The 24,133-nt window shown below is 52.6% G+C and carries 23 protein-coding genes; 22 read left to right on the forward strand and 1 reads right to left on the reverse strand.

Going from position 1 to position 24,133, the window contains the following annotated elements:
• The first annotated feature begins 30 nt into the window (after positions 1–30).
• The 16 genes from araH to ACT3T6_RS11100 all read left to right on the forward strand — a co-directional run bounded on the left by araH (position 31) and on the right by ACT3T6_RS11100 (position 17,430).
• Positions 31–1,041, forward strand: coding sequence for an L-arabinose ABC transporter permease AraH (gene araH, locus ACT3T6_RS11025; RefSeq protein ID WP_172117992.1), 1,011 nt, complete (start codon positions 31–33; stop codon positions 1,039–1,041).
• 57 nt (positions 1,042–1,098) lie between these two features.
• Positions 1,099–2,844, forward strand: a complete 1,746-nt coding sequence (locus ACT3T6_RS11030) for an IlvD/Edd family dehydratase (protein ID WP_087111171.1) — start codon at positions 1,099–1,101, stop codon at positions 2,842–2,844.
• A 66-nt stretch (positions 2,845–2,910) separates the two neighbouring features.
• Positions 2,911–4,437 (forward strand): arabinosylfuranosidase ArfA, encoded by a 1,527-nt coding sequence (gene arfA / locus ACT3T6_RS11035; RefSeq protein ID WP_193054279.1) that lies wholly within the window; start codon positions 2,911–2,913, stop codon positions 4,435–4,437.
• Entirely contained in the window at positions 4,434–5,513 is a 1,080-nt protein-coding gene (locus ACT3T6_RS11040; RefSeq protein WP_193054280.1) for an ABC transporter ATP-binding protein, read from the forward strand. Before arfA ends, ACT3T6_RS11040 begins: the two co-directional genes overlap by 4 nt.
• A 116-nt stretch (positions 5,514–5,629) precedes the next feature.
• Positions 5,630–6,907: an extracellular solute-binding protein gene (locus ACT3T6_RS11045; protein ID WP_193054282.1), complete on the forward strand. Its 1,278-nt coding sequence runs from the start codon at positions 5,630–5,632 to the stop codon at positions 6,905–6,907.
• A 100-nt stretch (positions 6,908–7,007) separates the two neighbouring features.
• Positions 7,008–7,886 carry a carbohydrate ABC transporter permease gene (locus tag ACT3T6_RS11050; protein WP_193054312.1) on the forward strand — a complete coding sequence of 293 codons (879 nt, stop codon included), beginning with the start codon at positions 7,008–7,010 and terminating at the stop codon, positions 7,884–7,886.
• Positions 7,883–8,782 (forward strand): carbohydrate ABC transporter permease, encoded by a 900-nt coding sequence (locus ACT3T6_RS11055; protein ID WP_287076802.1) that lies wholly within the window; start codon positions 7,883–7,885, stop codon positions 8,780–8,782. Before ACT3T6_RS11050 ends, ACT3T6_RS11055 begins: the two co-directional genes overlap by 4 nt.
• A gap of 506 nt (positions 8,783–9,288) precedes the next feature.
• Positions 9,289–10,446 (forward strand): carbohydrate porin, encoded by a 1,158-nt coding sequence (locus ACT3T6_RS11060; RefSeq protein WP_193054283.1) that lies wholly within the window; start codon positions 9,289–9,291, stop codon positions 10,444–10,446.
• A 388-nt stretch (positions 10,447–10,834) separates the two neighbouring features.
• Positions 10,835–11,134, forward strand: a complete 300-nt coding sequence (locus ACT3T6_RS11065; protein ID WP_193054285.1) for a hypothetical protein — start codon at positions 10,835–10,837, stop codon at positions 11,132–11,134.
• Positions 11,135–11,306: 172 nt separating this feature from the next.
• Positions 11,307–12,413 (forward strand): acyltransferase family protein, encoded by a 1,107-nt coding sequence (locus ACT3T6_RS11070; protein WP_193054287.1) that lies wholly within the window; start codon positions 11,307–11,309, stop codon positions 12,411–12,413.
• Between the two features lie 11 nt (positions 12,414–12,424).
• Complete coding sequence (locus ACT3T6_RS11075; protein WP_319022145.1) at positions 12,425–13,585, forward strand: serine hydrolase; 1,161 nt, start codon at positions 12,425–12,427, stop codon at positions 13,583–13,585.
• 86 nt (positions 13,586–13,671) lie between these two features.
• Positions 13,672–13,950, forward strand: coding sequence for a peptidylprolyl isomerase (locus ACT3T6_RS11080; RefSeq protein WP_192527931.1), 279 nt, complete (start codon positions 13,672–13,674; stop codon positions 13,948–13,950).
• 183 nt (positions 13,951–14,133) lie between these two features.
• Entirely contained in the window at positions 14,134–15,069 is a 936-nt protein-coding gene (locus tag ACT3T6_RS11085; RefSeq protein WP_172119067.1) for an ABC transporter ATP-binding protein, read from the forward strand.
• Positions 15,066–15,827, forward strand: a complete 762-nt coding sequence (locus tag ACT3T6_RS11090) for an ABC transporter permease (RefSeq protein ID WP_172119068.1) — start codon at positions 15,066–15,068, stop codon at positions 15,825–15,827. Before ACT3T6_RS11085 ends, ACT3T6_RS11090 begins: the two co-directional genes overlap by 4 nt.
• Before the next feature lie 58 nt (positions 15,828–15,885).
• On the forward strand, positions 15,886–16,890 hold the full coding sequence (yejK, locus tag ACT3T6_RS11095; protein ID WP_193054289.1) for a nucleoid-associated protein YejK: 1,005 nt from the start codon (positions 15,886–15,888) through the stop codon (positions 16,888–16,890).
• A gap of 36 nt (positions 16,891–16,926) precedes the next feature.
• Positions 16,927–17,430 (forward strand): tellurite resistance TerB family protein, encoded by a 504-nt coding sequence (locus ACT3T6_RS11100; RefSeq protein WP_193054291.1) that lies wholly within the window; start codon positions 16,927–16,929, stop codon positions 17,428–17,430.
• Between the two features lie 17 nt (positions 17,431–17,447).
• Here the strand turns inward: ACT3T6_RS11100 and ACT3T6_RS11105 are convergent, their stop codons facing one another.
• Positions 17,448–18,458: a serine hydrolase domain-containing protein gene (locus ACT3T6_RS11105; protein WP_193054292.1), complete on the reverse strand. Its 1,011-nt coding sequence runs from the start codon at positions 18,456–18,458 to the stop codon at positions 17,448–17,450.
• A 204-nt stretch (positions 18,459–18,662) separates the two neighbouring features.
• Here ACT3T6_RS11105 and ACT3T6_RS11110 point away from each other — a divergent pair, with 204 nt between their 5' ends.
• From ACT3T6_RS11110 to ACT3T6_RS11135, 6 genes are all read left to right on the forward strand, one after another.
• On the forward strand, positions 18,663–18,959 hold the full coding sequence (locus ACT3T6_RS11110; protein ID WP_193054293.1) for a helix-turn-helix domain-containing protein: 297 nt from the start codon (positions 18,663–18,665) through the stop codon (positions 18,957–18,959).
• Positions 18,956–20,194: a type II toxin-antitoxin system HipA family toxin gene (locus ACT3T6_RS11115; RefSeq protein ID WP_193054294.1), complete on the forward strand. Its 1,239-nt coding sequence runs from the start codon at positions 18,956–18,958 to the stop codon at positions 20,192–20,194. Before ACT3T6_RS11110 ends, ACT3T6_RS11115 begins: the two co-directional genes overlap by 4 nt.
• A 1,136-nt stretch (positions 20,195–21,330) precedes the next feature.
• Entirely contained in the window at positions 21,331–21,633 is a 303-nt protein-coding gene (locus tag ACT3T6_RS11120; protein WP_193054295.1) for a hypothetical protein, read from the forward strand.
• A 151-nt stretch (positions 21,634–21,784) separates the two neighbouring features.
• Entirely contained in the window at positions 21,785–23,188 is a 1,404-nt protein-coding gene (fliD, locus tag ACT3T6_RS11125; protein ID WP_193054296.1) for a flagellar filament capping protein FliD, read from the forward strand.
• Positions 23,189–23,436: 248 nt separating this feature from the next.
• Positions 23,437–23,742, forward strand: coding sequence for a hypothetical protein (locus ACT3T6_RS11130; RefSeq protein ID WP_193054297.1), 306 nt, complete (start codon positions 23,437–23,439; stop codon positions 23,740–23,742).
• Between the two features lie 149 nt (positions 23,743–23,891).
• Positions 23,892–24,133 (forward strand): Rpn family recombination-promoting nuclease/putative transposase (locus tag ACT3T6_RS11135; RefSeq protein WP_444625946.1); only part of this gene is annotated, 242 nt, incomplete at its 3' end.

Raw genomic sequence — 24,133 nt, forward strand, 5'->3', positions numbered from 1 at the left:
CCATTATCGAACACGTTCAGGACACCTGTGATGACATCGAACAAATTAACCCAAGAAGGTGTTGAGCCAACGCGCCCTGCGGGGCGCCAAGGGCTCGTTAAACCGCTGCGCACGCTGTTGGACACCTCTGGGCTGATCGCCGTTTTTATGCTGCTCTTTATCGCCTTGGCGGTGTTTATCCCCGACTTTCTTACCGGGCGAAACATGGTGGGGCTGCTGCTTTCGATCACCCTGATAGGCAGCCTGGCGACCACCATGATGCTGGTGTTGGCGCTGGGCGAGGTGGACCTTTCGGTGGCCTCAATCGTGGCGTTTGCGGGGGTAGTGGCAGCGGTTGTGACCTCTAGCACCGGTAGCGTTTTTATCGGCGTTATAGGTGGCGTTGTTGCCGGGGGCGCGGTGGGGGCCTTTAACGGGTTTGTGATTGCCAGGTTTGGTATTAACTCGCTGATTGCCACGTTGGCGGCGATGGAGTTTGTTCGCGGGCTGGCCTATATCACCTCGGGCGGCGATGCGGTGATGATTACCGTGCCGGGTTTCTTTGACCTGGGTAGCGCTTCATTTCTAGGCCTGACGCTGCCGGTGTGGACCATGTTGGCCTGCTTTGTCATCTTCGGTGTGGTGCTCAATATGACCGCCTTCGGACGCAATGTGCTGGCCACGGGCGGTAACTCGGAGGCCGCGTCGCTCGCGGGGGTCAATGTCCGCCGACTCAAGATTATTGTCTTTGGTTTACAAGGCGTTGTTGCGGGCGTAGTGGGCGTGTTACTGGCCTCGCGGATGGGCTTGGGCGACCCCAATACCTCCATGGGGCTAGAGCTTGCGGTGATTTCTGCCTGTGTACTGGGTGGGGTGGCGCTATCGGGCGGCGTTGCCACTATCACCGGTGTAGTCGTCGGCGTGCTGATTATGGGCTGCGTGCAGAACGCCATGGGGCTACTCAACGTACCAACGTTCTACCAGTACCTGGTACGCGGGGCAATTCTGCTGCTGGCGGTAATGTTTGACCGCTGGAAACAGACGCGACGCCAGCGCGCCTAACGACACTTTTTTCCTGTTTTGTTTCTATCTTTTACCGAATTGTACGGAGAGACGTCCATGTCTGAACGAAAGCCGCCCCTACGCTCTGCCCAGTGGTTTGGAACCGCCGATAAAAACGGCTTTATGTACCGCAGCTGGATGAAAAATCAGGGCATTCCCGACCATGAATTCCAGGGCAAGCCGATTATCGGGATCTGTAACACCTGGTCGGAACTAACGCCTTGCAACGCTCACTTTCGCAAGCTGGCGGAGCACGTAAAGCAAGGCATACTGGAAGCGGGCGGCTACCCGGTGGAATTCCCGGTCTTCTCCAGCGGTGAATCCAACCTCCGCCCGACCGCAATGTTTACTCGTAACCTTGCCAGCATGGATGTTGAAGAGGCGATTCGCGGCAACCCGATTGATGCGGTGGTGCTGCTGGTAGGTTGCGATAAAACGACCCCGGCGCTGTTAATGGGCGCGGCGAGTTGTGATATTCCCACCATCGTCGTGACCGGCGGGCCCATGCTTAACGGCAAGCACAAGGGCAAGGACATCGGTTCGGGTACCGTGGTCTGGCAGCTTTCTGAGCAGGTCAAAGCGGGCGAGATTTCATTGCACGACTTTATGGCCGCTGAAGCGGGCATGTCGCGCTCGGCGGGCACCTGTAACACCATGGGTACTGCGTCTACCATGGCTTGCATGGCGGAATCCTTGGGCACCTCACTACCTCACAATGCGGCAATTCCTGCGGTGGATTCACGCCGTTATGTGCTTGCGCACCTTTCCGGTAACCGCATTGTCGAGATGGTTAATGAAGACTTAAAACTCTCCAAAATTCTTACAAAAGAAGCGTTTGAGAATGCCATTCGTACCAACGCAGCGATTGGCGGCTCCACTAACGCGGTGATCCACCTGAAAGCGATTGCCGGGCGGATGGGGGTAGACCTTAAGCTGGACGATTGGAGCCGGGTGGGGCGCGGTACGCCCACGGTGGTAGATTTACAGCCCTCCGGGCGTTATTTGATGGAAGAGTTCTACTACGCCGGGGGCCTGCCTGCCGTGCTAAAGCGCTTGGGGGATGCCGATCGTCTGCCCTTTAAAGACGCTCTCACCGTTAACGGTAAAACCCTGTGGGAAAACGTCAAGGACGCCCCGCTTTATAACGACGATGTGATTCGTCCGCTGGATAACCCGCTGACCGCAGATGGCGGTATCTGTGTGCTGCGCGGCAATCTTGCACCCAATGGCGCGGTGTTAAAGCCCTCGGCAGCGACCGCCGAACTGATGCAGCACCGTGGTCGTGCCGTCGTGTTTGAAGACTTCGACGATTACAAAGCGCGCATCAACGACCCGGACCTGGACGTTGAAGCCAACGATATCCTGGTAATGAAACACTGCGGGCCTCGCGGTTATCACGGCATGGCGGAAGTCGGCAATATGGGGCTACCGCCCAAGGTCCTTGCTCAGGGCGTCACCGATATGGTGCGTATCTCTGATGCGCGCATGAGCGGGACCGCTTACGGCACCGTGGTGCTGCACGTGGCACCAGAAGCCGCTGCTGGCGGCCCCTTGGCCGCGGTGCGTAACGGCGACTGGATTGAACTCGACTGCGCCAGCGGCCGGCTGCACCTGGACGTCAGTGAAGAGGAGATTCAGGCACGCCTCGCCGCGTTTGATGCCACGGCGGCCTCGACCCTTATCGCAAGCCAAGGCGGCTATCGCCAGCTCTATATTGAGCGAGTGCTGCAAGCCGATGAAGGCTGTGACTTTGACTTTCTGATCGGCTGTCGGGGCTCTGACGTGCCGCGTCATTCGCACTAGCCCAGTCCCTGAGCTGATTAATAAATAATCAACTCCATCAAAAAAAACAACAGGAGAAACGTGTTTATGCGCGTACGTGCATCGTTACACCGCGATTTCATCATTAGCCAGATTGATGATCGTCTCTATTCGGCGTTCATTGAGCATATGGGGCGAGCGATCTACTCCGGGATCTATGAGCCAGGACATCCGCAAGCGGACCTTAATGGCTTCCGCAAGGATGTACTGGCACTGGTACGTGACCTTAACATTCCTGCTATTCGCTACCCTGGCGGCAACTTTGTGTCCGCCTATAACTGGGAAGATGGCATTGGCCCCAAGGAGCAGCGTCCTGTAAGGCTGGATCTCGCCTGGCGCTCAAAAGAGACCAATCAGGTGGGCATTAATGAGTTTGCCCAGTGGGCCGAGATGGCCGGCATTGAAATGATGCTCGCCGTCAACCTTGGTTCGCGCAGCCTTGAAGATGCGCGCAATTTTGCCGAATACGCGATTCATCCCGAGGGCACCTACTGGTCAGACCTTCGCCGTAGCCATGGTGTTCAGGAACCCTATAACGTCAAGATGTGGTGCCTGGGTAACGAGATGGACGGTCCTTGGCAAATAGGCCAGAAGGAGGCCAAGGAGTATGGTCAACTGGCGAATCAAACGGCCAAGGCGCTCAAGGCACTCGATGGTAATATCGAAGCGATCGTATGCGGCTCCTCCAATGATCAAATGCCAACCTATCCTGACTGGGAGCGTGAAGTTCTCGAAGAGTGTTACGAGAATGTCGACTATATCTCGCTACATAAATACTTCGGTAATTCGAGCCGCGATACGCTGAATTACTTTGCCAAAATTGAGGAAACCGGTCGGTATATCCAGGCCATCGGCGGCGTGATCGATTTTGTGAAAGCCAAGAAGCGCGCCAAAAACGATGTCTATATCTGCTTTGATGAGTGGAATGTCTGGTATCACCGACGCGAGGAGGATTCCAAGCGTTGGCGTGAATGGAACTGGCCGGAAGCCCCTGAACTACTTGAGGAAGATTATAACTTTGAGGATGCACTGTTCGTTGCAGGGTTGATCAACGAATTTATCCGGCGTAGTGACCGCGTGCGAATTGCCTGTATTGCCCAACTGGTGAATGTCATTGCCCCTATTCGGGCCGAAAAAGGTGGCCCCGCCTGGCGTCAAACCATCTATTACCCCTACCAGTTTGCATCACTTTATGGCCGTGGCACGGCGCTTAACGTAGCGGTCGATGGCCCTACCTACGACTGCAACGTGGCCAGCGATGTGAACTACCTGGATGCCGCAGCGGTGCATGATGAAAAGGCCGGCATGGTGACGCTGTTTCTGGTTAATCGTCATCTTGAGGAGGACGTTGACCTTGATATGACGCTCACCGGGTTTGCTAATGCACGTTTGGTTGAGCACAACGTTATGGCGGGGTTTGGTCTACGTGATACCAATGGGGCGAATAACCCGGACGCCGTCGCACCACGTAAGGGCTCCGGAATAGGCGTCGAAAATAGCCGTGTTAAGGGTAAATTGGCAGCGCTCTCGTATCACGTTATCCGCCTTGATGTGTCAACGGGAGCCAGCGCATGACGGGGGTGACGCTATCATCTGTCGATAAATCCTTTGGCTCGACCAACATTATCGACAATGTGTCGATGGAGATTGCCAAGGGCGAGTTTGCGGTTTTTGTCGGCCCTTCGGGCTGCGGTAAGTCGACGCTGCTCCGTATGATAGCGGGGCTTGAGGAGACCAGCGCAGGTACTGTCGAAATCGAAGGCCGGGATGTTACTCAGGTTGAGCCTGCTCAGCGAGAAGTAGCGATGGTTTTCCAATCCTATGCCTTGTATCCGCACTTGAGTGTGTTTGACAACATGGCGTTCAGTTTGCGGCTGGCCAAGACCCCCAAGCAGCAGATTACGGCCCAGGTCAATGAGGCAGCGCGCATCCTCAAAATCGAGGAGCAACTGGACAAAAAGCCCTCCAAACTTTCGGGCGGGCAGCGCCAGCGAGTGGCGATTGGACGGGCCATTGTGCGTCAGCCCAAGGTGTTCCTGTTTGATGAGCCGCTTTCCAACCTGGATGCCGAGTTGCGCGTCCAAATGCGCCTTGAGCTTTCTCAGTTACACCGGCAGCTTGGCTCAACCATGATTTATGTGACCCACGATCAGGTTGAGGCAATGACGCTGGCCGACAAGATTTTTGTCCTGCGCGGAGGCGTCGTTCAACAAGCCGGCACGCCATTGGAACTGTATGACAACCCCGCCAATCAGTTTGTCGCCGGGTTTATTGGTTCGCCTGCAATGAATTTTCTGACGGCAACGGTTAGCGCTGTGACTCCCGACGGCTTGGCAGCCATCATCGAAGGCAGTGAGGGCCAAACAATAGAGGCCCAGCTGCAAAACAGTGCTCTTGAGATAGGCCAAACCGTGGTGTTGGGCATACGTCCGGAGCATTTGCATATTCGCGAGGGAGGGTTTAGCTCCACGGTTGAGATGACCGAAAATCTCGGCGGCGTTGCCTACCTACACGCCCGCTTGGCAGATGGGCAAAAAGTCGTGATTGAGCGGCGTGGTGAACGTCAGTCATATCAGTCCGAGCCTATTTCCACTTGGGCTGATGCCAAGCATGTGTTGGTCTTTGACCAGGATGGCCAGCGTTTGCGCTAGCGCAGGGGCATTGGCATGCAGAGTTTGAAAATAGTGCTGAAAGCTAAAACAAGAGCGAGCCATTAGCGCAAATTATCGCTCGCCAGATAAGCATTCGTCTTTAGGAGACAATAACAATGAAATTACTAAAATCAATTGTACTGGCAACCGCCACCTGCGCCACCGCGACTTCAGCAATGGCCCAGACCGACGTCGTCTGGTGGGACTTCTTTGTGGGCGGTGATGGGCAGCGCATGAAGGCGTTGATCAGCCAGTTTAACGACGAACATCCGGATATTAATATCGATGCCACTTCGTCAGAGTGGGGTGTGCCGTTCTACACGCGGGTACGCACGGCTGCTGCCGTAGGCCAAGGTCCCGATATGGTCAGCTATCACCTGTCCCGAGTGCCGCTGGCGCTATCGGAAGGCATATTACTGCCCATTAGTGACAGTGACTTGGAAAATGCAGGTCTTGCTCGTACTGACTTTTACGAGCGCTCAATAGAAGCCGCTTCTGATGATGAAGGGACGCTATATGCGGTGCCCTTCGATATCCATTCGATCATCCTGTATTACAACAAAAGCTATTTAGAGGGCAGCGAGTATCTTGATGAAGAAGGCAATTTGGTCGGTATTGAGAATCTGGATGATCTTAATGCCGCGCTAGCGCTTGCTCAGGAAAATGGTTCTCAAACACCGCTCTCCTATCAAACGGGCGGGCCTGGTGGTATCTGGCGCATCTTCCATACGTTGCTTAGCCAGCAAGGTGGCACGCTGATCGAAGATGGCGAAGTGTTACCTGGCGACAACTTCGATAAGGCCGTACGGGCCATCTCGATCATGCAAGAGTGGGGCGATAACGACTATCAACCCGAGCATGCCGAATACGAAGCATCGGTTGCCCTGTTCACCTCGGGTCGTTCGGCTTTCTTCATCAACGGTGTGTGGGAGGTTCCAACGCTGGTCGATATGCAAGAGGCGGGCACACTCGGTTTTGAATGGGGTGCGGTCAAGGTGCCGACCTTGCTAGAAGAAGACGCTATCTGGGCTGATAGTCACGCGTTCGCCATCCCGATCCAGGGAGATGACGAAATGTCGGACGAAAAGCGTGAAGCGGTAATGACCGTTATTGGCTGGATGCAAAATCACTCTATTGACTGGGCAGCTGCCGGTCATATTCCCGCCTATCTTCCTACCGCCGAAAGCGAAGAGTTCGCGCAAATGGAACCCAACGCGACCTATGCATCGCTTGCCGATAACGCCGTATATGACGCGCGTTCAACCATCGCGGGTGTCGCCTCTCCTGTCTACGATGCAGCGCTAAATGTAATTGCGCCCGCCATCCACGGTTTCCTGGAGCCAGAGCAGGCTGCGGAGCAGATGCGTCAAGAGCTGCAGGCGCTCATTAATTAAGCGCCTAAAAGGCTAAAAACACTATGGCTGCTCGCACTGCCGATACACGAAAGATAGACGTATCTGCAGTGCAGTACTTAAGGGAGTTCCGCCATTGGCTATGATCACAAATCGGCGTAAGCATGTCGTGGTGGCGATGACACTGATTGCGCCCTTCGTGTTTATCTTTGCACTGGTATTTCTCTACCCGACGGTGCAAATGATAGGAATGAGCTTTACCAACGCGCCACTCATTGGCTCGGGGGAGTGGGTAGGGCTGGATAACTATCGACGCCTGCTAAGCGATAACCTGTTTTATACCTCGCTCAAAAATAACGGCTATTTTGTACTGCTGACGGTTGTGCCGACCACAGTGATTGCTCTGGCCATTGCGCTGGCGGTTAATCGCCTCTCTGGGCGCATGCAGGCGTTGGTCCTGGCGATCTTTTTTCTGCCCTATATTCTGCCTGTCTCGGTGGTCACTCAGATTTGGGCCTGGATGCTCGATTTCCAGTTCGGCATACTCCAGCCGCTACTTGAATGGGCGACCGGAAAGCCAGTCGCCGTCTTTAATAACCCTTATTGGGTTATGCCGACGGTTGCTGCTATTACCATCTGGTGGACGAACGGGTTCAATGTTCTGCTGTTCATTGCGGGGCTGCGCAATATTTCCACTGACTTGTATGAAGCGGCAGCGTTGGACGGTGCCTCTCGGCGTCAGCTGTTTATGAAAATTACATGGCCATTGTTATGGCCGGTTACAGCGCTTGTATTGACGCTGCAGCTTATTCTCCAGCTTAAACTGTTCGACCAGGTGTACCTACTGAGCGGAGGCGGCCCTTTCAACTCCTCTTACGTACTGTTGATGATGGTTTACCGTGAGGCTTTCCAGCTTAACCATGGCGGCTATGCCTCAGCAGTAGCACTGGTGCTATTTGTTCTGATCATGGTCGTCTCGGTACTGCAATTCCAGCTGCTGAGAATCGGAGGACGCAAGTGAGAGTTCAAAGAGTTTCCAATCCGCGTTGGCAAGCTGCTAAACACGCCGCCAAACCGCGAGGGACGAAAATCGGCACTCGAAAAGTAGAAAATACCGTGCTGCTGGTCATTACCTTGCTTGCCGCTGCTATCTGGATATTTCCGCTTTACTGGGCGTTTGTTACCTCAATCCGCAGTGAAGGTCACGTAGTTAGTGAGGCGGCAGGGCTGCTGCCCGATATGTTCAGTATGGCCGCCTATCACGATGCACTGTTCAACTCCAATTTACTGACGTGGTATGTCAATTCTATTGGAACCTCGGTCATTATCACTGTGCTGGTGCTGATAACCGGCATGATGTGCGCTTACGCGTTATCGCAAATGCGCTTTCCGGGCCGAAGAGTGCTGTACGCCGTTGTGCTGGCCAGTTTCATGATTCCCACTCAGGCGCTCGTGGTCACTCAGTTCGTACTTATGAGCGACCTTGGGCTGGTGAATACCTGGGCGGGGATTATCCTGCCGCAACTTATCGTCCCTGTGGTGATTATCGTCTATAAGCAGTTTTTTGACGCGGTACCTCAGGAGATGCGCGAGGCCGTGTTACTGGACGGGGGCGGAGAATATACGCTGCTGTTTAAAGTGTACCTGCCGCTTAATTGGGGGATCACCACGGCGCTGGCGATTATTACCTTCATTATGGCGTGGAACCAATTCTTCTGGCCTTTCCTGGTCATTACATCAGAAAACATGATGACGATCCCCGTCGGGATCACCCAAGTACGGGATACTTTCGGCGTTAATTACGCCCGGGTGATGGCGGTGGCGCTATTAGGAGCAGCTCCCGTAGCGATTGCTTACCTAATCTTCCAGAAGAAAGTAACGGAAGCGGTCATGATTTCTTCGGGGGTTAAGGGATGATTATTCGTCATGATAAAAACGATTATCAAGGCGAAGCAGGCGATAATACCTAAGAGGTCTGTGGTTATATTACAGCCAACTTTCGCTGATTAAATAGCACGGTTAAAAACGGTTTGGGGAAAAGGTGTTTTTAAGTAGTGATTACTCTTATTGTATGCCTTTTGTTAACGCAATTGATGGCTTTAATGGTTAAAGCTATCTATGAGAGGAGAGCTTATGTAAAAACACCTTGGATCGTCCATTAATAGTTGTTTGACTAATGTTGTTAATGGCTTAGCGAGTATCAGACGTTATCTGCCTTGCTTGGGTGTGGAGTGTTTATAGCACTCTACAGGGGACGTTTTGCCCATTTGTAAGATTAGGGCGGCTGATGCTGATGGAATAATTACTACTGGTAAGAGTGAGTGGTTATATCTGTCCATAAAATACTTCTAATAAGAGTGTGGGAGTAAGGGCGCTTCGCTCCTGTTTGAACTAACTAAAACAATCAATAAGGATAAATAAATATGCTGTTTTCTCGATATAAAAAACTACCTTTGGTAGTCGCTATCTCTTTGGGAACCACGACATCAGCAATGGCTGCTGTGACTTATGAAGATGAGAGGGGATCAATAAGTTTTGGTGGTGATGTAGAGTTAGATATCAATGCTTATAACGAGCATGAAGGTGGTGTTTCGCTATTCCGAGGCCAAACCAATGAGCCGCTTAATCGCGATGACCGCTTTAATCAAGATGGCCGTATCCTGTTGGATATTAGCGGTGAACGCCATCATGGAGATAACTATGCCAGGTTCAAGTTACAGCCGCTTTGGGGAACCAGCGGTAATGCGGGGTTAGACGATGCCTGGCTGGCAATTGGCAGTGAGCAAGGAACCGAAATCAAGGTCGGTCGCTTCGAAGCCTATGACCTGTTTCCGCTAGGGCATGATATTTTTATTCAGTACAGTGGAACGACCTCGGACAAGCTATACAGCGATGGTCAGAGCTATGTTTATCAAACCAGAGAAGGTCGAGGGCGTGGCGATTCAGGGCAAATTGCGCTGAGCCACCGCTTTGATAATGGCTTATACGCCGAAGTAGCCACACTGTTGGGTAATCGCTCAGGCCTTTTTGATGGTGATACCTATCATGGCTACCGTATTGCCGACGATACCAAAAGCGCTGCGATCGTTCGCCCGGTTATTGCTTGGCAACCCGGCGACTGGTCATTTGCCTTAGGTATGGAAACCAATGTCGTTAAAGACTCGGTGGTAGATATACGAGGAGAAGACATTGGTGATCGTACGGGGTACGGTGCTACAGCCTCTTACAACGGAAACGGCCTGGTTCTTAACTTCAGTTTGGCCCACTTGGACGCTCATAAAGAGACGAATAGCTCAGTGGGTGTTAACACCATCTGGAACAATATCGGGCTGGGGTATATTTATGCTCGTAACCAAATTGACGAGGTCAACCCAGCCGCTGAAATGGAGTTTATGACCCCTGAAGGGCGTAATGAGTCGAATACGGTTTACACATCGTATCGCTTTGCCGATACGCTGGGGTTGAAGGATTTTGATACTTATATTGGGGCTTACTACAGCTACGTTGATCATGAGAGTGATGCTAATAGCGACGACACCGGCCGCTATGGTGCTCGGGTACGCCTCAAGTACTTCTTCTGATAACGATAGCCTGCCCCAGGGAGGGGGTGGTTACTTTTGCTGATTTGATCTTTAGCGCCCAGTGATCCTGGGCGCTTTTTTAGTTATCAGCGCAGCTAACGGTTGTAGCATTAACCGCACCTGGCATGACCAAAGCGGGCTCATGTGCCACGGTTAAACAGTAAATTATTAAATATATTTCATAAAATCAATAGGTTGGCATGCTTTTGTTGAGTTTAAGTTTTTGACTTTATACATGTTTTTTATTTTTTAGAAAAACCTGGTACGACGCGTGCAGTAACCAGGACAAGAACGCAGCATCAGGATGATGGTTGGTTCTTGGCTAGATGTTCCTTGTTTGATTTATTTTTACGAAGCAACAGAAAGCAGATTACTTAGGAGGCACGACATGAAAATGGAAGCTCTGAAAAAACTAGGTATTTTAGGCGTATCGTTTGGTCTGATCGCAAGCCCACTTGCGTTTGCTGAAATGGAAAGTGGCACTGAGCAAGAGCCCGTGCCGCAAGAAGAGACGACGCAGGACGAGCAAGGCAGCTTTAATTCGTATGACACTGAGCAGCAAGATCAAGATGTAACCACTGAGTATGAAGAGGAAGAGCAAGAGCAAGAGCAAGAATTCACCTATGAAGAAGAGGAAGAGGAGCAGGAGTACGAAACCACGGATGACGATGACGACACCCAGTGGTAATTAACCCGCTAATGGAATAACACTTGCTCTGGCTTACGGATGAGCCACAAAATGCCCCGCCGCTTGCGGGGCATTTTTGCGTTTAAAGCCCAAAGAAAAAGTTGTTGCCTTATCGTCTATTGTTAACATTACGTACCCCTTGGCCCGTTATGACTATAAGGAAGCCTGTATCGTGGTGAACTGGAAAGAGGCGCCGCAGCTTCCTAAAGCGGAAGGGCGAATCGCGGCTATCGATTTGGCGCGAGGCATTGCGATTGGCTTAATGATTGTCAGCCACACGGTTAGCGGGCTGATAGGCATACGTAATGTGCCTGACTGGGGCATGGTGCCTATTCATCTATTGACCAAATTTTCCTCATCACTGTTTATTTTGGTATTCGGCATTGCCCTGGCAGTGGCCTTTCTTTCTCACACCCAAAGCGATGATTGGCCTAAACGACGCCTTAAGCTATGGCTACGCGCGATTGAAGTGTGGTTCTGGTACAAGGCGCTCATTATTATCGAGATGCTGCCGTTTAGTAGCCCTGGCGATATTGTCGATACGCTGCTTTATGGGCGCTTTGGAATCTGGGTCGAGATTTTAGGCTTTTATGCCATTGCCCTGCTTTGGGTGCCGCTTATTCTACCGCTATGGGCACGGGCGCCTCTTTGGAGCCGGATTGCCACACTGGTTGGCTTAACCGCACTTTCTGCCTGGTTACAAGGGCTGAGCTTTGGCGGTAACGATATCCTGAAAGCCTTACTGGTCGACCACCCGGACCACTATGCCTGGGGGCAGATTAGCCGGGCGCCCCTTATCCTGGCGGGATTGTTGGTAGGCGAAGCGCTATTGCGCTGCTACTTTACGGCTCACTTACGCCGCCGCTTGGTGTTAATACTGCTGGCGGTAGGCGCGTTAATGGTAATGGCGTTTTATGGTCTCGCGTTGGCGGATGGCCGTGTTTATGCCGCCATGATGGCCGTTGCCAATAACGCAGGCAAACATCCGCCTGGCCTGGAATTCATGCTGTTTAGTGTAGGTGGCGCGCTTATTTTGCTCGCACTGGCACTGGCCGGTGGAGCGGCTGCCGCCAGGGCACTTTTGCCGCTCACCGTGGTCGGCAGCGATGCGCTAAAAGCGTTTATTTTTCATATTGTGATGATCTTTCTCGTGCTGCGCTTTTTGCTGCAAGGCGAGGGCATGTATACCTATCCACAGGCGCTGGCGATTAGCGGCGTGTTGATACTGGGCGCCGCCGTGTGGATTTGGGTGACACGTTGGATCGCAGCGCACCGCTAAGAGGACATGGTTTGCAACGACAGCAACGACAGCAACGACAGCAACAATGGCAACGCTGGCTGTTAGCCGTAGTGTGTTTAATGGCACTGCCAGCCTATGCCGACGGTGCTCAAACACAGGAATGTGAAACACAGGCTTTTGAGACGAACTGGTACTACGAGGTCGATAAACAGAGTACATGGCAGGCTGACTTGAATACCCGAGTCGCCGCTATTGAGGGCATCTTTGAAGGCACGTTAGGGGTGTATGTACAAAACCTGGCCACCGGAGAGGCCTACTCGTGGCACGCGGACAGGCCCTGGTATTTGGCCTCGTTGGTAAAAGTGCCTATTGCCGCCCAAGTGCTTGCTGAACGTCAAGCAGGCACGCTGTCACTGGATGAGCGCTTAACGCTTTCGCGCAGTGACTTTGTGGATGGCGCGGGGCCGGTGATCTGGCACGACCCAGGGGCGCCGATCTCGATTCGCTACCTGCTTGAACAGATGATTACCGTCAGTGATAACACGGCATCCGATATGTTGATTGACCGCGTAGGCCTTACCGACGTCAATGCTCGGGCGAGAGCAATGATTGCGGATAGTGGAGGCAACCCTGACGATATCGGCCCGATTACCAAACTGGTTGGCGTTCGTCAGGGCGTTTATGGGCAGTTACACCCTGACGCACGAACGCTGGACGGCATGGATTTTATCGCCTTGCGCCAGCACCGGTTAAGCCAGCGTGCGGCGGCGCTGGCTCAGCGGCTGGATGTTGATCCCTCCACGCTCAAGCAGCCTGACTATGACCACGCGTTCGATGCCTATGAGGCGACCGGTGAAAACGTAGGCACGCTGCGTGCCTACGGCGACCTGTTGGCAAGTGTGTATAAAGAGGCAGCGAGCGGTGGCTTAGGTGCCCAGCCGAGCCAGGCACTTCTGGAGATAATGCAGCGAACAACATCAGGCAACAATCGATTAACGGCCGGGATGAGCGATACCACCCGTTTTGCACATAAAACCGGTACCCAGCATCGGCGCAGTTGCGATGCGGGCATTGCTACGCACGAGGAGGCTAATGGCCCCTGGGTGATCGTTGCTTGCAGCCGGGGGCCGGTAGCAGTGAATGACCATGAACGTGCGTTGGCGCGAGTAGGCGATGCGTTACGCTATAGCGGTGCGCTCGGGAAGCCTTGAGCATGCTGTGTCGCAGGTACACCCGCCGCCAAGGCGAGCGTGATAAACTAGCGGCTTCATTTCATTGATACAGGCAGGAGGTTGTTATGGCACGCGCCAGCGCCCGTCATATTTTGGTTAGCAGCGAAGAGCAGTGTTTAGCGCTTAAACAGGAAATCGAAAACGGCCGTGACTTTGCCGATGTCGCCAAGCAGCACTCTAGCTGCCCTTCTGGCCGCCAGGGCGGCGACTTGGGTAGCTTCGGCCCCGGCCAAATGGTGCCTGAGTTCGATAAGGTGGTGTTCAGCGGTGAGTTGGGTCAGGTACACGGCCCGGTGAAAACGCAGTTTGGTTATCACCTGCTCGAGATCACTGACCGCACCTAAACGTTGCGTCTCTATAGCCGTGCAATGCGATAAGACGTCTGCACGGCTATTGTCGCTTTGGCATTCGGTCCTGCCTGAAAAGCGCTTATGTTCGGCCACTTTTCAGACAGAATCGCATGTTTAATCTCGCGTTAAATCGCCTCCAGCGTCGTGGCGTTTACGTTGCGGTGTGAGGAGAAAGCCATGAACGATCCCATTATTTCGATTAACGGCCTGAATAAAACCTACGAAGGCGGCTTTCAAGCGCTCTCGCGGGTGGACCTCACCATTCAGCGTGGTGAGATTTTTGCGCTGCTTGGCCCCAATGGAGCAGGCAAAACCACGCTGATCAGCGTGGTGTGTGGGCTGGTAAACCCGACCCAGGGCGAGGTGGTGATTGACGGCTTTAATAGCGTTAGCCAGTACCGCCAGGCGCGTGAGCGTATCGGCCTGGTGCCACAGGAGTTGACCAACGAAGCCTTTGAAACGGTGTGGAATACGGTCAGTTTTAGCCGTGGCCTGTTCGGTAAAGCGCCTGCCCCTGCGCATATTGAAAAAGTGCTTAAGTCGCTGGCGTTATGGGATAAACGTCATAACCGCTTAATGACCCTTTCCGGCGGAATGAAGCGCCGCGTGCTGATTGCCAAGGCGCTCTCTCACGAGCCGCGCATTCTGTTTTTGGATGAGCCAACGGCGGGTGTCGATGTTGAGCTGCGCCGGGATATGTGGGAAGTGGTTCGCGGGCTGCGCGAAAGTGGCGTCACGATTATTCTCACCACCCACTATATTGAAGAAGCCGAAGAGATGGCCGACCGCATCGGGGTGATTAATCGAGGTGAAATCGTGCTGGTGGAAGAGAAAGCGGCCTTGATGCAAAAGCTGGGCAGCAAGCAGTTAATTCTTCAACTGCAAACGCCGTTAAAGGCGCTACCTGCCGCTTTTCAGCAAACGGGGTTAAGCCTGACCGCCGATGGGCATGAGTTGGTGTACAGCTATGATGGCCGTCAGGATGAAGAGGGCCACAAGATATCAGCGCTGTTAGCGAACCTTGAGCGTGAAGGCATCGCCTTTAGAGACCTGCATACACGGCAGAGTTCGCTTGAGGATATTTTCGTCGACCTGGTTAAGGAGCGTGCATGAATCTGTATCCTGTTCGCGCCATTTATATGGCAGAAATGGCGCGTACGCGGCGCACGTTATTGCAAAGCATTGTGTCGCCGGTTATTTCAACCTCGCTCTACTTTGTGGTGTTCGGCGCGGCCATCGGCTCGCGTATCAGTGAGATTGGTGGGGTCAGTTACGGCGCCTTTATCGTGCCTGGGCTGATTATGCTCATGCTGCTGACCCAAAGCGTGTCCAATGCCTCTTTCGGGATTTTCTTTCCCAAGTTTTCGGGCAGTATCTATGAAATTTTATCGGCGCCCATCTCCTACCTTGAAATAGTGATTGGCTACGTAGGCGCGGCAGCCTCGAAGTCGATTCTATTGGGGCTGATCATTCTTGGGACATCGAGTTTTTTTGTGCCGCTGGAAATTGCGCACCCCTTCTGGATGCTGACGTTTCTGGTGCTCACCGCCGTCACGTTTAGTTTGCTGGGGTTCATTATCGGCATTTGGGCGGATGGCTTCGACAAGCTGCAGCTTGTGCCCTTGCTGATCATTACGCCACTGACCTTTCTGGGCGGCAGTTTCTACTCGATAGATATGCTGCCCCCTTTCTGGCAGACCGTCACGCTCGCCAACCCCGTGGTGTATCTGGTCAGCGGCTTTCGGTGGAGCTTCTACGGGATTAGCGATGTCAGTGTGGTAGCCAGTGTGGCCATGATCAGCCTGTTTTTACTGGCGAGCCTGGCCACTATCGCGTGGATATTTCGTACCGGCTATCGCCTGAAACCCTAACGCGCAGTATTTTTTTGCATAGCACTTCTTTTTATTGACGCCAGGAGCCAAGGCCCTTATGCCACTACTGCAAAGCATTGTTCACCGCCTGGACCCTTCGCTTGACGGTGAACGCTTAACGCTAACCGCTGCGCCATCGCTTGCCGAAAGTGATGACCCGGCCATGACAAGCCTGGTGAATACGCTGAACGACACGTATAACACCAAGGCTAAAGGTTGGGGGCGCTTTGCTGCAGAGGGCGAGCAGGCTGGCCCACTAGTTGCCTGGCTGCGCGACTATAGTGCGGGTGCCCAGGACTTTACCCAGCTTTCGACCGCAATTGCTGAGCGCCTGGCGCGTGAGCTGCAAGAGCAGCTATCCGTCAGTGGCTATTTGCTGCTTGCGCACATGCGCCAGGGGGACACCGAAACGCTATTTATCGCGTTGGTACATCAGCGTGAGGGCATTGGCATTAACCAGGCTCACCAAGCTGTGCCTGCCGCTCAACTGAATACCAGCCAGCTTACCCTGGCGGCCCGGGTCAATTTAACCCAGTGGCAGAGCGAGTCGCCTGGTGCGCAGTACGTCTCTTTCTTGAAAGATCGTGGCGGTAAAAAGCTTGCCGAAGGCATGGTAACCCTGTTGGGCATGGAAGAAGGGATCGATGCGCCCGCTGAAACCCGCACGCTGCTCAAGGCCTTCAGCGACTACGTGGAAAAAGAGGATTTCGACGACGAGGCGAGTCGAGAAAAAACCGACACGCTGGTGGACTACGCCAATGAACAGCTTCGCCGTGGCGAGCCAATGACCTTGGAAGAGCTTTCTGGGCTGGTAGACGAACAGCAGCCGAAAGCCTTTTACGACCATATTCGCAACGCCGATTACGGGCTTTCGCCGGAGATTCCCCCCGATAAGCGCACCTTAAGCCAGTTCCGCCGCTTTACCGGCCGAGCGGGCGGTGTCTCGATTAGTTTTGACTCCCACCTGCTGGGCTCAAGCATCGAGTACGACGCCACTCAAGATCGCCTGATTATCAAGCAAGTGCCCAAGCAGTTAAGAGAGCAGCTTACCAAGAAAGATTGAGGTAAGGACGATGCTGTAGCAACCCAGGAGCCCCTTATGCTGAACGCTATTAGTGATTTCTTCCAGCGCACGCTTGCGCAGCCCGAGCAGCGCGAAAATCAAACGCTCACCCTGGAACTGGCCACCGCAGCACTGCTGTGTGAAATCGTCCGCGCCGATTACGACACCACCAATGAAGAGCTTGCCGCGCTGCGTCTTATGCTTACCGAGCGCTACCAGCTCAGCACAAGCGATGTAGAAGAGCTGATGACGTTGGCACAAGCAGAAGTGGATGAGGCCGTCGATCATTACCAGTTTGTGAGCCTAATCAAAGAGCACTATAACTACGACCAGCGCTGCGAGCTGGTGGCGCTGATGTGGCAACTGGCGTGGGCCGACGGTAGCGTAGACCCACTTGAAGAGCACCGTATTCGGCGGCTGGCCGATTTACTGCATGTTAGCCACAGTGATTTTATTCGCACCAAGCTACAGGTTGAAGTACAGGTTGAAGAGCGCCGAACAGCGCAAGAAGGGCCTGAACGAGGCGGCGTATCTCACTAACGTATTAGTTTCCTGCGTTACTGTTCTTCAGGTGCGCTGAGCAGGCCCTCGACCAGGCGATGCAGCTGTTGCTGAAATTGGCCGCCTGGGGAGGGCGGCGTGGGGTCTGCGGTGATCACGATGGTCATATCGCGCTCAGGGACCACGTACAGCGCTTGCCCGCCATAGCCACGCCCGTAGTACACCGCCTCCCCCGCGAGTTCGGTAATAAACCAGCCATACCCATAGCCATCACCCGTCCAGGCAGAGATACCACGGGGTGTCCATGAAGCCTCTACCCAACCCTCTGGCAATAGCCGCACGCCCTCCATCACGCCGTCGTTACGATAAAGCTCACCCACCTCAATCAACGCGCGTGGCGAAAGTTGCATGTTGTTGCCGCCAAAATAAATGCCTTGCGGGTCACGCGGCCATGCGGGAATCGAAATAGTAAGCGGCTCCCCCAGCAGGCGTTGTGCGAGCACATGCGTGGTTTCACCGCTTGCCTGGGTAAGGGCTGCTGAAAGCAGGTGGCTAGTGCCAGTGGAATACAGCATCCGCCCGCCGGGCTCATCGACAAATGGGCGAGTAAGGGCATCGTTAACCCAGTTTGAGCTTGCCACCCAAGCGCTGTAGTTACCGCCGGATGTACGCTCCAGCCCCGCCTGCTGAGCCAGCAAATGCCCTACGGTAATGTCTTCCACGCGCGGGTCCAGCCCGGCTGGCAATGGCTCACCCAGGAGCATTACCAATCGCTGCTCAGTGGATTCAATAATGCCCTCTTCAATAGCTGCGCCTGTTATCGCCGCCAGCACCGTTTTGGAAAGTGATTTGATATTGGCAGGCTGCGCAACGCCGGGGCCACCCTGGTGGAGTTCGTGGATAATCTCGCCGTCGTAAGCGACCACAACGCTGTGAAGGCGGTTTAATTGGCGGGTTTGCTGATCCAGCGCCTGGAGTGCATGCGCAGAAGGTTCATTAGCGGCTGCATAGGCGGTGGGTAACAATGAAGTAACAGCTAATGAAACAAGCAAAGCAGTGGCGCGCATCACAACACCTTCGGTATAAGTGGCAAAGGTTCGAGGTTTAGAAGTGAGAGAGGTTCCACCATACACAGACGCTAAAATTAAAGTGCGATAGCACTCTCTAGATATAAAGCTAATCGAATAATTATTAAAGGTTATATTTGAGCTTTTAAAGTCAATTTTAGTCTATAATGGGTTATAAATAGCCCATTATATAGAGGTTTTTTTATGGCCCTTACTCACTCCTTGCTTGCTCCTGGCGAACTGTCTCAGCGGGTCGGTGCCAATGCACGAGAAGCACGATTGGCGAAGAACCTCTCCCGTAAAACCTTGGCGCAGATGACGGGTGTTTCCGAGTCCACCATTAAACGGTTCGAATCCAGTGGGCAAATAACCCTCGATATCTTGGTGCTCATTGCCACGGCGCTGGGCGCCACACGCCAAATTGCCGAGCTATTCACATATGAGCATCCCATATCACTTGAAGAGATCAAGCAGGCAGGGCGTGTTCGGGGGCGAAAATGAAGCGTATCAACACCGTAGAGGTGCTGTTAGCAGATAACCGTGTGGGTGAGCTGGTCGCTAGCCGACAGGGCACCTACTTTGCTTATGACCCTCAGTGGGTGGCGGAGGGCTTTAATTTATCGCCTCTGAACATGGATTTTACTACCCAGCCACAGAAGGCGCCCGATCCCCTCCTTTTTGCTGGTCTACCAGGCGCATTTGCTGACTCACTGCCAGATGGTTGGGGAATGCTGCTCATGGATCGCTATTTCCTTGCCGAACATGGAAAAGACCGGAGAGATATTTCCCCGCTTGATCGGCTGGCTTATATGGCTGACAAGGGAATGGGGGCGTTGGAATACCGTCCCGTTATCGAGCATACCGCGGATGAAAATGATATTGACCTGGCCCAGCTCTATCAGGCAGCTAATGCTGTCTACGAAGGTGAAACCACGACTACTCTGGATGCCTTGCGACTAGCCGGTGGTTCCCCGGCAGGTGCCCGGCCCAAGGTGGTCGTTGCGTTATCTTCTGATGGTAAGCAGTGCAGTACGTCTTTCCAAGAGTTTCCTGTGGGCTATCAGCATTGGCTAGTGAAGTTCCGTGCCCCTGCCGAGCATAGGGATACGGGCGCCATTGAGTACGCCTATTCGGTGTTGGCTAAGCATGCGGGTGTGAAAATGGCCTCGAGCAAGCTAATTGAGGTCAGCTCCTCAACGGGAACCGAGCGTTTCTTTTCTACTCAGCGCTTTGATCGCAACGGTAATCGCAAAATCCACATGATGACCGCTAGCGGCATTCTATATGCCGATCACAGCGCTCCATCGCTGGACTATTTAGATCTGCTCAAGGCAACCAGCACGTTTACCCGCCACGCAGAAGACGTTGAGCGCATGGCGAGATTGATGGTGTTCAACGCCCTGACCCACAATCACGATGACCACGCTAAGAACTTCGCTTTTTTACATGATCAAGGGCGATGGACACTGGCCCCTGCATACGACCTGACTTACGCCCCTGTTCGGGGCTATGCAGACGAGCATACAACATCTTTCAGTGGGGCAGGTTTGGCTACGCGTAAAAAGCTCAAACAGGTTTGTGCTCCCTTCAGGTACTTAACCCCGGATCTCTATATTGAACAAGCCCTTGATGCTCTATCCGAATGGTCGTCCCTTTGCTATGAATTAGAAATCGATACCCAGCAGCAGAAAGTTATTCAGCGAGCATTCGACGAGAACCGCCAGCGTCTCGGATAACGCTAGCCATGCGGCCACGCAAACCCAGCCACCTTCTGCCTTCTGGTAGGGAAAGGCAGGGCATTACGCAAAAAGTTGAAAAGCCTGCTAGGCTTTAATCGTTACTGGGCGTAAGCAACCCTTTGATTTCACCCAAAACGCAAACTAGCAAGGAGTGCCAACATGCGTAATATTATCTATATCGTAGGCCTAATCGTCGTTGTACTGTTTATCCTTTCACTGCTCGGCCTGCGCTAACATCAGCGACTGCCAGCACGCCCGCAGATTTCCCCTGCGGGCTTTTTTACGCACCCGCCTAAGCAATCTAGTGACAAAAGTGACGCGGTAAGCACGACATAAGCGTTATTAGCCTCACTCTTCAAACAAACGTTTCATATATTTACTCTCGCCGCATCGCTGCCATAACCCAGCGGCTATAGGCATTAAACGTAGCCGCGTGCCTGCCTCGAATAGCTGTTATCGCTCAGTAAAAAAGTGCTGGGCCACCGGAATATGCGTAAAGCCGTCACCGCGTCACCGGTATCGCAAAGCGAGTTCTATTGCTTAGAGCAGCAGTAGCAAAGGCCAGGTTGAGCGCTGAAGATACCCATTTTGGAGCATTGCAACTACCGTTAACCCAAGGCTGAGGCCGAATAAGCCGATTAATAATGTTGCAGAAAAAAAACAAAACTTCACAAACGCGACGGATTAAGCAGGCATACTAAAAGCCAAAGTATGGTGTAGATATGTTTTTTTGCTGACGGTAAGGCGTTGTATAATTATCCAGTATTATTTTTTTTATTAAAAATCAAATGGATAGTATTTTTTTATAACGCGCTAGGGCGATAAGTAAGCGATGCAGTATATCGTTGCTATATAAGATATTTTGTCGTAAATAGGCATGTCGTTAATTTTTATTAAATTAAAATTTAACGCGGAAAATATCTGATATTAATCGGTTAAGCTCATGTTTTTTATCGAGGATCGTTTTAAGTGGCAGCGTTTTAATGGTTCAAACGTTTGCTTTAAAGGTGGTTAGTGGCAGGCTGCCGCCACAGGGGGATGATTGATTTTAACCGATAAAAAAGCAGTAATAGCTGTGCGGTACCGTTGATAGCCGCAAAAGAGTGAATGATGTAGCGATAAAGAGGGGTGGCGTGCTGGATATGAATAAAATGTCTTTAAACGTTACAAACGAACCTGAAGCATCTAAAAAAACGCTAACGAGTACAAAAAGTGAAACAAACAAGAGGAATACTCTTTTCCGCATACGTAAAGAGGATGAAAGAATGATTTTTTCCAGTAAAGCCTTTTCAGAAGAGGTAAAGGACGTATCAGAAGGGCAGTGTCATCAAGCGCTCTCGAGTTCCCAGTTATTGCAACTAGAAAGGCTAGAAATACAAATGATGGCAGCCAGCCAATACTTGTATAAGCAATACATAATGTGCCGTGAGGTTTGAAAGCACAAGCGTGTGGTTTGGGAGGTGGGTAGGCGCTACTCAGTAATTCGGCTAGGATTATCAAATACGAGCGCATAGGGGCTAAAGTTAATTCCTTTTCGGCCGATAGAGTTTATAGAATTCATGTTTTTTGTCTGCGAGGACTGTACTGATGGCAACAATTACCTCCCTTGGTGTTGGTTCAGGGTTAGATCTCACCGGTTTGCTGGATCAGCTTCAAGATGCCGAGCGCGGTAAGCTTGAGCCGATTACGCAGCAAAAAGCCGATCAAGAAGCCAAAATTTCCGCTTACGGGCAGTTGCAAACGTCGCTCAACGCATTTAACGATGCGGTGGCCAAGATTAACGACCCAAAGCTTTATCAAAGCCTTTCCGCCAATGTGCGTGGCGATGATATAAAAGCCACTACCTCGGCGAACGCGCTGCCGGGCAGCTACCAGGTAGAAGTTAGCCAGGTCGCGACATACGGCTCGCTTGCCTCTGAGAGTATTACTGAGATAGATAAACCCTCAGATCCATTGGAGCTAAACGGTGCGACCGCTATCAGGCTAAATTTTGTAGGTAGTGAGAGCAAGCCGGTCAATATCGAGCTTGATGCCAACAGCTCGCTAAACGATATTCGTGATGCAATTAATGCCAATAAAGACGCCGGTGTTAACGCCACGATTATTAATGACGGCGATGGCTACCGCTTGGCACTCAGTTCCAAAGTCACGGGGGCAGACGCATCCATTGATAGCTTTGAATTTGTAGGTGGAGCAGGCCCATTCGGCAAAGCGGAAGAAGCTGGCGCCAAGCAGCAGGGGCAAAATGCTTCTTTAACGGTGAACGGCATCACGATTACCAGTGCCAGTAACCAGGTGGAGGATGCTATTCAAGGGGTAACGCTTAACCTGGGTGAGCTAAGCATTGCCGAAGGCGAAAAAGCGACCAGCACGGTCAACATTGAGCGCGATACCCTAAAGCAGCGCGAAGCGATCAACGATTTTGTCGACGCGTATAACGATTTAAAAGATACAACTAACGAGCTTACTAGCTTCAACGCTGAAAGTGGAGCAGCAGGAGAGCTACTGGGTGACCGTGCCGTTCGTACAATTGAGTCCCGCCTGCGTAGCGTGCTTACCGGGGGGGTTGAGGGCGGCGAGTTTTCTACGCTGAGCCAACTGGGCATTACCTTAGAGGCTGGCACTACTCTTAGCGGTAAGCTGGAAGTTGATGATGAAAAGCTCGATAACTTAATCGCCAATGACCCGCAGGCGCTAAGCGCGTTTTTTGCGGGCGATAATAAAGACGGTGGTTTAGCCGGCAAGTTAAACAGCTCCATTGAGCAAATGACCAGCAGTAACGGCGTACTCACAGGTGCCGTTACAGGTGCTGAGAGCAACGTAAAAAGCCTGGACGAACGCTATGCGCGCATGGAAAAAAGCATCGATGCAACGATTGCCCGCTATCGCGCCCAGTTCAGCCAGCTGGACGTTATGGTGGCAGAGATGAACAGCATGAGTTCGTACCTGACCCAGCAGTTTGATGCGCTGGATGCCCAGCTAGGCCGCTAGTAGTAACCCCATCCAGGCCCTTGTAGGAGCGAATGAAGCAGCCCATAGCGCTGCTGGAGCAAGGGCGGCTAGCTGCACAAATGTAGTGCGCGGTAAGCGAAGCGCACCCGCAAAGCAGCGCCCCGCGCTGCCGGGGTAAGGGCGACTAACGCCGCCATCGCCGAGTAAACTCAGCTCCCACAAAACCACTGGCTCCGCTTCGAAAACCGCGCATTGCCCCAATCATTACCCGCTGGGTGAAGCGCCACATGCAGCGGCTTGGCGCAGGCGTTAATCTTGAAACGCTCACCAGTCTGGTGGAGGACAAAGACATGCTGGCAGAAAACCTGGAAAATCTCTTGAGAAAAGAGCGCCTGAAAGCGTATCAAGAGGGCTATGAGGAAGGTTATCAAGAGACAAAGCGAAAAATTTTTAGGAATCTGCTTGTCTTTAGATTTGGCCAATTACCCAATTGGGTGGATGAACAGCTGCAAAAAGCAACGCCTGAGCAGCTAGCCGTTTGGTCGGAGCAAGTGCTTGTCGCTGATAGCCTGGAAGCGCTATTTACTCAGTAAGGCGCGTTTGTTATGAGCGTGGTTGAGCAAGGGCGGCTAGCGCCGCCATCGCCGAGTAACTCAGCTTCTACAACCTGTCTTGCCAGGCCTCAAAAGTGATCGCCCTTGCGCGGCCGTGCTAACATCCCCGGTACTGCGCAGGAGGGCCCATGGCAAATCACTACGACACTGGCTATAAAGAACTTTTCAGCTACCCTGAATTTGTTCAACAACTGCTTGAAGGCTTTGCCCCGCCAGAAATCTCTGAGCTGATGGATTTCAGCACATTAAAACTCCATAGTGGCAATTACATCACACCGCTTTTTGAAGAGAAGTTTGAAGATCTGGTCTGGTCGGTGCAGGTGAACTGGCAAGGGGCTATCCAGGAGGTCTACCTCTACCTGTTACTTGA

This window comes from Halomonas sp. 72 (assembly GCF_052379785.1).
Taxonomy (GTDB): domain Bacteria; phylum Pseudomonadota; class Gammaproteobacteria; order Pseudomonadales; family Halomonadaceae; genus Vreelandella; species Vreelandella citrativorans.

Excerpts from the sequence above, each read along its gene's own strand:
- araH (WP_172117992.1), top strand. The coding sequence starts at position 31 with ATGACATCGAACAAATTAACCCAAGAAGGTGTTGAGCCAACGCGCCCT.
- ACT3T6_RS11030 (WP_087111171.1), top strand. The coding sequence starts at position 1,099 with ATGTCTGAACGAAAGCCGCCCCTACGCTCTGCCCAGTGGTTTGGAACC.
- arfA (WP_193054279.1), top strand. The coding sequence starts at position 2,911 with ATGCGCGTACGTGCATCGTTACACCGCGATTTCATCATTAGCCAGATT.
- ACT3T6_RS11040 (WP_193054280.1), top strand. The coding sequence starts at position 4,434 with ATGACGGGGGTGACGCTATCATCTGTCGATAAATCCTTTGGCTCGACC.
- ACT3T6_RS11045 (WP_193054282.1), top strand. The coding sequence starts at position 5,630 with ATGAAATTACTAAAATCAATTGTACTGGCAACCGCCACCTGCGCCACC.
- ACT3T6_RS11050 (WP_193054312.1), top strand. The coding sequence starts at position 7,008 with ATGATCACAAATCGGCGTAAGCATGTCGTGGTGGCGATGACACTGATT.
- ACT3T6_RS11060 (WP_193054283.1), top strand. The coding sequence starts at position 9,289 with ATGCTGTTTTCTCGATATAAAAAACTACCTTTGGTAGTCGCTATCTCT.
- ACT3T6_RS11065 (WP_193054285.1), top strand. The coding sequence starts at position 10,835 with ATGAAAATGGAAGCTCTGAAAAAACTAGGTATTTTAGGCGTATCGTTT.
- ACT3T6_RS11080 (WP_192527931.1), top strand. The coding sequence starts at position 13,672 with ATGGCACGCGCCAGCGCCCGTCATATTTTGGTTAGCAGCGAAGAGCAG.
- ACT3T6_RS11085 (WP_172119067.1), top strand. The coding sequence starts at position 14,134 with ATGAACGATCCCATTATTTCGATTAACGGCCTGAATAAAACCTACGAA.
- ACT3T6_RS11090 (WP_172119068.1), top strand. The coding sequence starts at position 15,066 with ATGAATCTGTATCCTGTTCGCGCCATTTATATGGCAGAAATGGCGCGT.
- yejK (WP_193054289.1), top strand. The coding sequence starts at position 15,886 with ATGCCACTACTGCAAAGCATTGTTCACCGCCTGGACCCTTCGCTTGAC.
- ACT3T6_RS11100 (WP_193054291.1), top strand. The coding sequence starts at position 16,927 with ATGCTGAACGCTATTAGTGATTTCTTCCAGCGCACGCTTGCGCAGCCC.
- ACT3T6_RS11105 (WP_193054292.1), bottom strand. The coding sequence starts at position 18,458 with ATGCGCGCCACTGCTTTGCTTGTTTCATTAGCTGTTACTTCATTGTTA.
- ACT3T6_RS11110 (WP_193054293.1), top strand. The coding sequence starts at position 18,663 with ATGGCCCTTACTCACTCCTTGCTTGCTCCTGGCGAACTGTCTCAGCGG.
- ACT3T6_RS11115 (WP_193054294.1), top strand. The coding sequence starts at position 18,956 with ATGAAGCGTATCAACACCGTAGAGGTGCTGTTAGCAGATAACCGTGTG.
- fliD (WP_193054296.1), top strand. The coding sequence starts at position 21,785 with ATGGCAACAATTACCTCCCTTGGTGTTGGTTCAGGGTTAGATCTCACC.
- ACT3T6_RS11130 (WP_193054297.1), top strand. The coding sequence starts at position 23,437 with ATGCAGCGGCTTGGCGCAGGCGTTAATCTTGAAACGCTCACCAGTCTG.